The sequence below is a fragment of the Aquimarina sp. AU119 genome (assembly GCF_900312735.1).
GTDB lineage: Bacteria > Bacteroidota > Bacteroidia > Flavobacteriales > Flavobacteriaceae > Aquimarina > Aquimarina algiphila.
Window position 1 is genome coordinate 527,105 of sequence record NZ_OMPF01000001.1, and the last position, 12,062, is coordinate 539,166.

11 protein-coding genes and 1 pseudogene are annotated in these 12,062 nt (G+C 33.2%); 4 read left to right on the plus strand and 8 right to left on the minus strand.

Translation table 11 applies throughout. The annotated features are described in order from the left end of the window. The first annotated feature begins 94 nt into the window (after nt 1–94). Nucleotides 95–568: a TspO/MBR family protein gene (locus DK442_RS02160; RefSeq protein WP_109434195.1), complete on the plus strand. Its 474-nt coding sequence runs from the start codon at nt 95–97 to the stop codon at nt 566–568. Nucleotides 569–593: 25 nt separating this feature from the next. Next, on the plus strand, nt 594–1,163 hold the full coding sequence (locus DK442_RS02165) for a TetR/AcrR family transcriptional regulator (protein ID WP_109434196.1): 570 nt from the start codon (nt 594–596) through the stop codon (nt 1,161–1,163). Between the two features lie 187 nt (nt 1,164–1,350). On the opposite strand, the gene DK442_RS02170 is transcribed toward DK442_RS02165, so the two are convergent. From DK442_RS02170 to DK442_RS02200, 7 genes and pseudogenes are all read right to left on the minus strand, one after another. Continuing rightward, nucleotides 1,351–2,139, minus strand: a complete 789-nt coding sequence (locus tag DK442_RS02170; RefSeq protein WP_109434197.1) for a hypothetical protein — start codon at nt 2,137–2,139, stop codon at nt 1,351–1,353. 77 nt (nt 2,140–2,216) lie between these two features. Beyond that, nucleotides 2,217–2,774 (minus strand): DUF1697 domain-containing protein, encoded by a 558-nt coding sequence (locus tag DK442_RS02175; RefSeq protein WP_109434198.1) that lies wholly within the window; start codon nt 2,772–2,774, stop codon nt 2,217–2,219. Nucleotides 2,775–2,904: 130 nt separating this feature from the next. Beyond that, on the minus strand, nt 2,905–4,125 hold the full coding sequence (locus DK442_RS02180) for an NAD(P)/FAD-dependent oxidoreductase (RefSeq protein WP_109434464.1): 1,221 nt from the start codon (nt 4,123–4,125) through the stop codon (nt 2,905–2,907). 89 nt (nt 4,126–4,214) lie between these two features. Next, nucleotides 4,215–4,427 (minus strand): annotated as a pseudogene (locus DK442_RS02185) (NAD(P)/FAD-dependent oxidoreductase); the annotation flags it as partial. A 365-nt stretch (nt 4,428–4,792) separates the two neighbouring features. Continuing rightward, entirely contained in the window at nt 4,793–5,473 is a 681-nt protein-coding gene (locus tag DK442_RS02190; RefSeq protein ID WP_109434199.1) for a glycerophosphodiester phosphodiesterase family protein, read from the minus strand. 290 nt (nt 5,474–5,763) lie between these two features. Then, nucleotides 5,764–9,144: a tetratricopeptide repeat protein gene (locus DK442_RS02195; RefSeq protein WP_109434200.1), complete on the minus strand. Its 3,381-nt coding sequence runs from the start codon at nt 9,142–9,144 to the stop codon at nt 5,764–5,766. A 111-nt stretch (nt 9,145–9,255) separates the two neighbouring features. Further along, nucleotides 9,256–9,558 carry a GIY-YIG nuclease family protein gene (locus tag DK442_RS02200; protein ID WP_109434201.1) on the minus strand — a complete coding sequence of 101 codons (303 nt, stop codon included), beginning with the start codon at nt 9,556–9,558 and terminating at the stop codon, nt 9,256–9,258. Nucleotides 9,559–10,004: 446 nt separating this feature from the next. Between DK442_RS02200 and DK442_RS02205 the strand changes: the two genes are divergently transcribed. Next, nucleotides 10,005–10,586, plus strand: a complete 582-nt coding sequence (locus tag DK442_RS02205; protein WP_109434202.1) for an RNA polymerase sigma factor — start codon at nt 10,005–10,007, stop codon at nt 10,584–10,586. A gap of 4 nt (nt 10,587–10,590) precedes the next feature. Then, nucleotides 10,591–11,337, plus strand: a complete 747-nt coding sequence (locus DK442_RS02210) for a tol-pal system YbgF family protein (protein WP_109434203.1) — start codon at nt 10,591–10,593, stop codon at nt 11,335–11,337. 376 nt (nt 11,338–11,713) lie between these two features. Here the strand turns inward: DK442_RS02210 and DK442_RS02215 are convergent, their stop codons facing one another. After that, nucleotides 11,714–12,061, minus strand: coding sequence for an antibiotic biosynthesis monooxygenase (locus tag DK442_RS02215; RefSeq protein WP_109434204.1), 348 nt, complete (start codon nt 12,059–12,061; stop codon nt 11,714–11,716). Between the last annotated feature and the right edge of the window lies 1 nt (nt 12,062).

Consider the following 12,062-nt stretch of genomic DNA (forward strand, 5'->3'; position numbering starts at 1 on the left):
AATAAATTTTAGCAAAGATAAGTGCTATAGTATATTTAAACCGTATTGCTAGTGAAAATAAATTGCTATTTTAGTACTGCACTAACTTATTTCAATGAAAAAAAAGTTATTTCGTATTGGTATTTCTGTATTATTGTGTGTTTTTATTGGATTTTTGAGTAGTATTGCTACGCAAACTTCAATTGACACTTGGTATACAGCATTAAACAAACCTTCTTTCACTCCTCCAAATTGGATTTTTGGACCCGTGTGGATTGTACTCTATATAATGATGGGTATTTCAGCAGGAATTGTTTGGAGCAAAGGTTTTTATCATAAATGGGTAAAAATTGCGTTATACCATTTTGGGTTTCAATTGTTACTTAATGCTGCATGGTCCATTTTTTTCTTTGGACTACAAAACCCATTAATTGCACTATTGGATATTATAGCCCTATTTATCCTATTGCTGTTCACCATTAAATGGTTTACAGTAGTAAACTCTACCGCCGCTTACCTACTTATCCCTTACGTTGTTTGGGTTGCTTTTGCGACCGCATTAAATTTCGGCATATGGCAACTAAATTAAACTAAGGAATAAGGAATATCATTTTATGAGTAAAAAAGCAATAGTCCTACAGACTACTCTAGAATTAATAACTAAACAAGGCATAAATGCCACTTCTCTTTCTCAAATTATTAAAGAATCAGGCGTGGCTAATGGAACCGTATATCATCATTTTAAGAATAAAGAAGAAATCATTACAGAACTTTATTTGATGCTTACCCAAGATTTTGGCACAGTGGTTATGAGAAATATCCCAGAGGATGACATTAAAAAACAATTTACAGTAATGTGGCTTAATCTGTTTTATTATTTTGTCAATAATCCACTTGCTTTTATATTTTCTGAACAAATCGCACGTTCGCCAGAAATCCCTCAATCCTTGAAGGATAAAGCTAGGCAATATTATAATGAAATAGAAAGTTATTTTAAAATGGGTATAAAACGTAAGGTTTTTAAATCGTATAATACTCTGGTCATGGAAGAATTATTCTTTGGTAATGTTGTATCTCTTGTAAAAATCCATGAAAATGAGCAGGTCAATCTTCAGGAAAAACACATTAATCAGGCTATCGAAATTTCCTGGAGAGGTTTTCTAAAAGATCAGACCATTATTTAGAAGGCTAAAAATATATGAATATCTACTTTTTGGTACTATTGATACATATGTTTCGTACTAAAACAAGTTGAAGGGCACAAATGAATTATGATGTCTTATTACAATAATAATCCCGCCAAAGAGCGGGATTACCTTGTCTCAATCATTTTGAAAGCCCACCAAGGTGGATTTTCAAAACAGGTTTTACTTAGTTAAATACAATATTTACACAGGATTCTTTGTATAAGTTTTTTAACACAAATTCTACTGCTTTTCTGGGATTGTTTGCTTTTCCAATTTGTCCTCCTTTGAGTGTTAATTTTCCCGTGTCTTTGTTCCAATAAAATTCTTTGTTATCCGATTTGATAATCCGTTTATTGTTTTTGGTCGTGACCTGAAAAGCTCCGAGAGCCTGGCTGTATTCTAATCCCGATGGAAAATAGACCTCTGTAACAAATTTTGTAGTCCCTTTTTCATATACATAGCAAATACATTCACCAATATCTTTTGCTTCAGAAACTCTAACCATATTGTTTTGAACAATTTTCCAACCGCCATTAACTCGTATACCAACTACATCCATTAACATGGTTCCTTTTTCTGCAATTTTTTTTTCGATATAGGATTCAAAATTAATCACCGCAGAGATAGTGCCAGCTCTTTCTTTTTGGCTTTGAAACACAATTTTCTCTACCGTTAATTTAAACCTATAATTATCATCATTAATAATATCATCTAACTGAGAAGCGATATCTTCTTTTTCATAATTTTTTCTAACTAAGGCTCCGGATAAATTTACATACACTGTATTTCCACTGTATTTATCATCGAATAAATTTAGAACATCTTCTTTTTGAGTTCCCTGCGTTAAAGCATTCATCTTATTGATATAATCCACCAATAGCTTTTTAATAGGATCTTTTTCGCCGAATGCATATCCGTGGTCAATACCACAGAATAAAAATATGAAGGTAAGGGTAAGTGTAATTTTTTTCATAGTTAACAAGGTGTTAGTTAAACCCTATTAATTTACAAAAAATTACGGAAAATCGCAAGTCAAAACAACTTAATTTTTTAATCTAATTTACTTAATTCCAGTAGTTTGATTACTGTTTTCAGGTTTCTGGTAGTCGCTGTAGATTGCAGTTTTTTCTCAAAGAAATTATTGTTCAATTTGGTTTTTCCATATCCATTAGCCGCATAAAAATACACCACATCTTTTGCTATGACAAACTCTTCATTTCCTGAACGTGCAGTGGTAGATTCTACATCTTCTATATCTTTATAATCCGGCATTCTGGAAAGCAAAGTAAAATACATTTTTTTATCCTCAATTTCCTTAGCTTCAAGTCGCTTCAAAAATGGGTTATTATCATAAATAGTGGTTAACATTTCCCGAGTTAATACTAATACTGGGACATCAAAACCAAATTGAGTTAAAATTTCTTTTTTGATGATATCGGTCAATGTCAACATATCTTTTTTATGTTGAAAAACAATATTTCCACTTTGAATATAGGTGCTAACCGAAGTGCATCCTAATTCTTCAAACATTATTTTAAGATCTGCCATTATAATTTTTTTCTGGCCACTAACATTTATTCCTCTAAGTAATGCTATATATGTTTTCATTGTTCTTATTTATATTTAATTCTATCCTTCGACAGGCTCAGGATGACATGCGTTTATATCTAATTATCAACAATGAACCATTAGCATGTGTGATTCTGTCGAGAGCCTCAGAGTGAAAAGAATATTGAAATTATTCTTTAGAAGCTATTGCTTTTGCAGCAATAAAAGCTCCAGTCCATGCATTCTGAAAATTAAACCCTCCTGTTATCGCATCTATATTGAGTACTTCTCCTGCAAAATACAAATTCTGATATTTCTTACTTTCATAGGTTTTAAAATTCACTTCTTTAAGATCAATTCCACCAGCGGTTACAAATTCTTCTTTAAATGTACTTTTTCCGTTTACTTTAAAAATTCCTCTGGTCAATTGTTCAGAAAGTGTTCTAAACTGTACTTTATTTGCATCTGCCCAACGAGTGTCACTTTGTATTCCTGAAGCTAACACCAGGCTCTGCCATAACCTCTTTGGCAGATCAAATTGGGCATAAGTATATAGTTGTTGTTTTGGATATTGATTCTTTAATTCCTTAAGCATTTCTAAAACTTCTTCCTGAGTATAATGCTGAAGCCAATTGACAATAATCTCAAAATTATACTCATTTTTATTGAGTTCGATTGCTCCCCATGCCGAAAGTTTTAAAATTGCAGGGCCACTCATCCCCCAATGAGTAATCAGTAAAGGCCCCTCACTGGATAATTTTGAATTCTTAACCTGCACTGATGCATTTGTCACTACTCCTGGTAAGGCTTTAATTCTAGAATCTTTGATATTAAAGGTAAATAATGAAGGAACTGCTGCTATTGTTTTATGTCCTAAATCCTGTAGTATCTTCCATATTTTGGGATTACTACCTGTTGCAATCATAAGTTTAGTAGCAGTAAATGTTCCCTGACTCGTTTCAATGGTCCACCCTTCTCCTATTTGATCAAAATGCTTAACGGCATGACCGGTTAAAATTTTTATCCCTAATCGTTTTGTTTCTGATAAAAAGCAATTAATTATAGTCTCTGAAGAATCTGAAACTGGAAATATCCTACCATCTTCTTCTATCTTAAGGGCTACTCCCCGACGATCAAACCAATCCATAGTATCACCAGTCATAAATGTATGAAAAGGCCCTTTGAGCTCCTTTTCACCTCTGGGATAATTTTTGGTAAGTTCGTTAGGAATAAATTCTGAATGGGTCACATTACATCGCCCTCCACCAGATACGCGTACTTTAGAAAGGACATCTTTGCCTCGTTCTAAAATGGCAATTCTTAATTCTGGAGTATGTTCTGCCAGATTAATCGCTGTAAAAAAACCAGCCGCACCTCCACCAACAATTATTACATCATATTCCACTCTAATACATTTATGTTTAAACAACGAATATACTAATTACATGAGTAGAATAGCACTGTCAATTCAAGTGTTCGGATTTTTAATTTGAGCTCCTTTTCACCTCTGGGATAATTTTTGGTAAGTTCGTTAGGAATAAATTCTGAATGGGTCACATTACATCGCCCTCCACCAGATACGCGTACTTTAGAAAGGACATCTTTGCCTCGTTCTAAAATGGCAATTCTTAATTCTGGAGTATGTTCTGCCAGATTAATCGCTGTAAAAAAACCAGCCGCACCTCCACCAACAATTATTACATCATATTCCACTCTAATACATTTATGTTTAAACAACGAATATACTAATTACATGAGTAGAATAGCACTGTCAATTCAAGTGTTCGGATTTTTAATCTGAACTTCTTTTTATTCAATTTTAAAATTAATTACCATGATTCGACCTTCTTTTCATTTTCTTTGCACACCCAAAGAAAACGAAACAAAAGAAAGGGTGCTTTTTCTAAGGTATTTTTCAGCTTCTCTAAAAACCAGATTTGTTTTGCTAAAATCTTTCCAAGGTTTCAAGATTTTTTAACGCAAAACAAATCTTATACTGGTAGAAAAAGAATCCTAAAGCGCTGCTTTGAAACGTCAATTATATCTATATTTAGAACTCAATCTGACAGTTTTTCGTCTCAATGTATAAAATTCGGAAAATCTGTGATGATAGCATCAACTTTCCATGATTTTGATTGCTGGATAAGTTCTGTAGTATTCACAGTCCACACATACACCATATATCCTTCTGCCTTAGCCATATTTACCTCATCTTGAGTTAGTGAATAAATAGGAGGATGTACAGAAAAAGCTTTCAGTTTTTTTGCAACGGGCAAAGCTTTGGTTATAGTATCTTCGGTAAGTACCCCTAGTTTAAATTTTGAAGTTACCGTTTTCAATTCAAATAACTGTGTATGATCAAAACTCGAAATGATAAAATCGTCATATTCCCATTTTGAAGTTCTGATATGTGCTTCTAACAAAGTAACCGCTATGACTCCGGTATTTTTTCCTTTTAACTCTACATTGAGCGTGCATTGTCCATCAATCAGATCTAACACCTGATTTAGTGTAGGGATCATAAACCCTTCTTTGGTGGTAAATTGTTCTAATTCTAGCAAAGTATAGTCAGATACGTTTCCTTTTCCGGTAGTGGTTCTATGCAAGGTTTCATCATGTATTACAACTAGCTCCCCACTTTTACAACGATGTACATCAATCTCAATACCATCTACTTTATGCTTTAAGGCTTCTTTGATAGATTCTAATGTATTTTCGGCAACTAAGCCAGCCGCACCACGATGCCCAAATATTTTCATGAGTTCTTGTTTTTTTATGCCAGAAGTCTGATGACCGAAGCATGGTATAAAAATACAGAAATATACATCTCAAACCTATCGTATCCTATTTGTCATTCCAGATTTGATCTGGAATCCAATTTTGAATATATTATTATGGATTCCAGCCTACGCTGGAATGACAGTCTCTCTCTTTACGATTTCCTATATTATTCTTTTTTCTTGTCATCCCAGCATAGGCTGGGATCTACTCTTAATATTTAGATATGAGCAGACCTCACAGGTTTTAAAAAACCTGTGAGGTCTATAATTCAAATCCTTCTCCTTTTATACCAAAACCCTATCCATAACAACATTCCTACACACCCTAATCCTAGTATCCAATACCATAATGATGTACTCTCAAAATGCATAGGTGCTGCATCTCCTACCAAATAAAATGCTCCCCAATAAAAAGGCTGTGTACGATTAATATCGGCCGTAGCAAGGTATTGTAACTTGGCTTGTTGCAAGGCCTTGGCTTTATTCATGCCTTGTTTAAGATTGGTATAGAAATATTTCATCACCTGCGGAGTAGTTTGATCTGATACCTCCCAACGGGTCAATAGCAGGCTTTTGGTCCCTGCATACTGAAAAGCACTGCCCAAACTCATAATCCCTTCGCCTTTGGCAATTTTACCAGTTCCTGTATTACAAGCACTTAAAACTGTAAGTTCTGCCGGAATATCCAAAGCAAAGAGTTCATGACTATAGAGCAGGTTATCCTCAATCGTATCTTTACTCTTGGTAAAATAAAGTTTAGAATTCTCTGGACGTTCATTATCTACATCTCCATGCAAAGCCAAATGAAGGATATTATACTGTCCTGCATTCTTCTTAAAATTAGTTTCTATAGCTTGTGATCCAAAATAATACTGCCCATCGATAATATCTGAGATGGCTTTGATCTCTTCACGAGTGCCCGGTAAGTCACCACCTGCATCTCTAAGCGTTGCCATACTCATGGTGTTTGTTGATGTTACTTGATCTCCTTCTGAAAACGAAAATGCCAGGCATTCTTGCCTCTTTTCTATAGGTTCTTCACTTCTGGATTTGGCAAATAACAGATTTGCAGCATTGGCATAGGTGATCGCATAGTCTTTAAGCAAATATGATAGCGCTGCAGGGTTATTAGACCCATCTTTTTGAGTAAGCAATAACTCAAAATTACAATGCCATAATGGCCCATCGGGAACGATAATAAGTTCATCATCCCCTATGAATTGATCTTTGATCGGATGAATAAGTGTAGTATACAATTCATGAGCTATCGTTTTATAACGAGATAACTCTTGAGAAGTAATGGCCTCTCTAAGTTGTTCTATCTGACCTGTAAGATCTGGAGTGGATACTTCTTGCACTGCCATCTTATACTTAGAAACTGTAAATATATAGGCACTACTATCAGCAGTAAAAAACTCTACCAATGTGGTACGCTCATTTAACTTCTTTTGAATATCAGCGACCGATACAATAGTATTCTCATGTTTGAGCTGGTAATACTTGGGATAGTTTTTTTCTAAAATAGCAGTGAGTGAGTCTTGTCGTCTATTGATCTCGAATAGTTTGTTTTCGTATATGGTAATCTTTGAAGAATCTACTGTAGTCTCAGATCGCACATCCGTGATTTTGGACTGATAAAATGCTTTATCGATTCGTAATTCTTTTTCTAAGACTAACATATCATTTGGTAAGCCTGTAAAATTTTTCGCATTGGCTTCACTAAGCAATTCTTTAAGCGTATTGGCTTTACTTTTCTCGGCATAATAAAATGCGCGCTCCAAAATACTTTGCTCTTTTTGGGTAGTGTATCGTAACAATTGTGTTTGTATTGCACCTTGATAGATCGCTTTTGCTTTTTGAGCAAAGGCTACTTTGTCCTGATAGGTCGTAAACGTTTGCCTGATATCATTGATTAAGGCATCTGCCTTTTTATAAGCAATAATAGCTTGATTAAGATCATCAATATTCTTATGCTCTTTATACAGGTTAAGATATGTTTTGGTCCTTCCTGCTAACGAGGTTAATAGTATGTTTGGGTTTAAATATTGATCCTCCTTTACATTAGCAATAATTGCTTTTTCGTAGTACAACAAACTATTTTTATACTCTTTTTGTAGTGCATATAGATTTGCGATATCGTTGTTGGATACTGCAACTTTGGGATGATATGCTCCAAATACTTTTCGTCGTATTCTTAATGCTTTTTGATAGTTTGTTAAAGCAAATTTGTATTCTTTTTTACTCTCATAAATATTGCCAAGACTAATATAAGAATCTGCTACATCAGGATGATGTTCTCCAAACACATTTTGTCTTATTTTTAGTGCTGAACTAACATAGTAAAAAGCTTTATTATATTCTTTCTTAACAATGAACAACTTACCCATATCATTATGAGATTCTGCTATATCAGAATGATGTGGGTCCAAAATTTTTGTTCTTATTCTTAGTGCTTTATTGTAATATTTTAGAGATTGATTATAATCCTTTTTTAATCGGTATACATTTGCAATATTGTTATAATTTAGTGCTACATGAATGTCATTTTCTCCTCTATGAACAACATTATTCTGAAGTGCTTTTTTAAGGTATTTTAAAGCCTTATTGTACTCTCCCTTATACATGTATACAATTCCTATATTATTATACCATTTTGATGAATTTTTCTTATAATTTAATATTTTCTTCTCAGCTACTATGGATTGATCAAAATATTTCAATGCTTCATTATACATGCCTTTATTCTTATAAAAAACACCTAAAACATTTAGAGCTCTTGAAATATTATAATAATCTTTTACATCAATTTTCATTAAGGTAGATAGGTTTTTTTCTAAATAAAAAAGTCCTTTATCGTATTCTCCCTTCTTTTTATATATCCAACCGATTACATGATAACATATAGCTACATCTTTATGTTTTTCCCCTAGCCTTTTTATTCTTATTGACAATGCTTTTTTCAAATATGGCAAAGCCTTATTGTATTCTTCTTTCCTATCATAAGTTAAGCCAAGATTAAAATAAGATAGTCCAGTATCTATATGATCAACCTCTAATTTATCTTCTCTAATAACTATAGACTTTTTATAATATTCTAATGCTTCATCATATTTTCGCTTCATAAGAAGTGCATTCCCAATATTCAGATAAGAACCAGCAACAAACAAATGGTTTTCAGAAAAAACCATTAATTTAATTTTTAACCCTTTTTGATAAAACAGTAAAGCCTTTTTATAATTTAGCCTTTTACTATAATAATATTGAGCGATATTATCATACCCATATGCTTCCTCTCTATTGTTTTCTGGCAAATATTGATCACTAATCGCTAAAGCTTGCTTTGCATTACCCAGTGATTCTTTATATTTTTTATCTTTCCATTGACTTTCAGAAATTTTATTATAACATCGTGCTACGCGTTCCCAGCTTTTGGCTTTTCTATAGATGGGTAGTGCTTTTTTAAAATAGACTATTGCACTGTCTAGTTTTCTATGGGTTAATAAGGTATCGGCTTTTGCAAAATATTGAGATGCGGGTATCGTATCGACTGTGGTTTGGGTATGGCCTGTCGTGGATAAAAACAGCATACAACATAGCGTCCATAATAGTATGGGGTTTGTTTGTGATATGGGTATTATGTTGGTGGTCATCGCCTATTTATCATTTTTATTATTAATTATTTGTCATCCCAGCATAGGCTGGGATCCATTCTCAATCTATGTTACTCCTATAGATTCCTGTCTGCACAGGAATGACAATTCTTAATCATACCAATCAGAAGCAAGATCATTCCAATCTTTATTATCTTCTTCAATTAAGTTAATTTTCCATTGTCGTTTCCAAGCCTTCATTCTTTTCTCTCTTCGTATAGCGTCTTCAACAAATTGATACAACTCAAAATATACTAGTATATCAAGGTTATATTTTTTAGTAAATCCATCAATGCATTTCTGTTTATGTTCAAAAATTCTTCTTTCAAGGTTATTAGTCATACCAATATAAAGTGTTCCATTCTTTTTATTGGTTAATATATATACTGCATATTGATGCTTTGGTTTTAAAATTAGATTTGATTATAGGTTCCTGTTTACTCAGGAATGACAGTCCATTACTTTTGCTGTTTCAATATATTATTCCTTCATACGTTGTCATCCCAGCCCATGCCGGGATCCATTCTCAATTTTTGTTACTCTTATAGATTCCTGTCTGCACAGGAATGACAGTCCATTACTTTTGCTGTTTCAATATGTTATTCCTTCATACGTTGTCATCCCAGCATAGGCTGGGATTCATTCTCAATTTTTGTTACGCTTATAGATTCCTGTCTGCACAGGAATGACAGTCCATTACTTCCCACTTCGTACTTCTGGCTTCAAAAGTCATAGCACTTGATATGATATTACAATTATGTTCTTTCTTATTAATAGCAAAGAAACTAAAATTGTTACTTTTACGTTTAATTTTATTTCGTCTAAAAGGGTAACAATTTGTTGTATTAGCACATGAACTTATGAGTAGTACCGAAGAGCGCAAAATTTTGGAAGGTATCGTTGCGGGAGATGAAGTCATCATAACCACATTTTATAAACAAAACCTACAATATGTTAGGCAATACATCCTTCAAAACTCTGGTAATGAATCCGATGTAGAAGATGTGTTTCAAGATGCATTGGTTTTGATATACCAAAAATTAAAAGCAGACTCTCTGGAATTGCATTCTTCATTGCGAACTTATTTTTATGGAGTTTGTAAAAATATATGGAGAAACCGATTACGAAAAAATAAAAAAATGGTGATCACAGAAGAAATACCTGATGATGCAGAGAGTATACCTCCTGCTGTTATAGAATATATCGCACAAAAAGAACAAGAACATGTGTATCGCAAGCATTTCTTAAAGTTAAGTGATAGTTGTCGTGAAATACTGCAATTGCTTTTTCAAGGAAAAAGCATGAAAGATATTGCAACTATTACAGGGTATTCTGAAGGATATACCAGAAAGAAAAAATTTGACTGTAAACGATCTTTGATCCAAATGATCGAAAAAGATCCTATATACCAGGAGCTATATTTAACTCCTGAAAAAAAATAACGTTATGGAGAGAACTCCGGAAATATTTGAGAAAATAGAAGGGTATCTTACAAACACTTTACCCCAGGAAGAGCTAATCGCCTTTGAGAAAGCATTAGCAACTAACCAGGAATTACAAGAAGAAGTCGAAAAACACAGAATGATGCACAATGTTCTTGGAGATCAGGACACCTTGGATTTTAAAGAAAAACTTGCACGTATTAGTACTACAATCAAAGAAGAAGAAGAAGAAAAAATAGTTACTACCTCTTCTTTTTCTTTATATTGGAAAGTCGCTGCATCTATTGTGATTGTATTTGGAGCAGGAACATTGTATTGGTACATCTCTAAAAGCCAGAACAAAACACAAAACCTATATGGTTCATATTATCAAGCTTTTCCTGCAGAAGACAACACTCGGGGAAATACAACTAATGAGATTCAAAAAGTTATAAAACAGTACACTAATGGTGTCTATGATAGTGTTGTTATAGCACTGGAAAACTATCCTAACCTGGAAACCCAAAAACGATTGCAATTATATTTGGGTAATAGTTATTTAAATCTTGGACAGGAAAAAAAAGCAATTAACCAATTTACAGCTATTAGTGAAACAGATCGGTATTATGAGATTGGACAATGGTATCTGTCTCTTTCTTATTTAAAATTGAATAAGCCTAAAAAAACCATTCCGATTCTGGAAGAAATTATAGCTTACAATGGTGTATATAAAGCCAAAGCGATGAAGTTGCTAAAAGAATTAAGGAAGTAGCTATACTTAGTTAACTCTTTTTTCTTAAGTTCTATCTTGTAAAATTTACGTTAATCGGAGTGATTTTCTGCACTAAAAATAAAACATCTGGTTCACGCTCTTTTCATTTTCTTTGCTTGCCCAAAGAAAACGAAACAAAAGAAAGGGCACTTTTTTCAAGGTATTTTTCTGCTCTGCAAAAAACCAAATTTGTTTTGCTAAAATCTTTCCAAGGCTTCAAGATTTTTTAACGTAAAACAAATTTTATACTGGTGAAAAAGATTTTCAAAGCTCCGCTTTGTAACGTCAATTCTCTCTTCGCATAAAACTTTATTCGAAATCTTGAATTAACGTTTCATATCGAAAATAAGTATTTGGATTAATTAAATTCTATTTTCTAATGATCATGAAAACCTTTACTATCATTGGGAGCTTCATCTCTATCAAACATCCCATAATCTCTGCTCACATCGGCAATACGTAAACGATATTCTTTAAAGATATGAGTTCTTCCTTTGGATTGTGCTCTGCGATGAGATTCTATAGTACGCCATTGAAGTATACTTTTTTCATCTCTCCAAAATGATAGCGACAATAGTTTTTCATTTTCTGAAAGGCTTTGAAACCTCTCTATAGAGATAAAACCATCCATAGTTTCTAGTTTTGGTTTTAGTTCCTTGGCAATCTGAAGATATTCTTCTTTACATCCTGTATTAGGAACGAGTTCAAAAATTACTGCGATCATA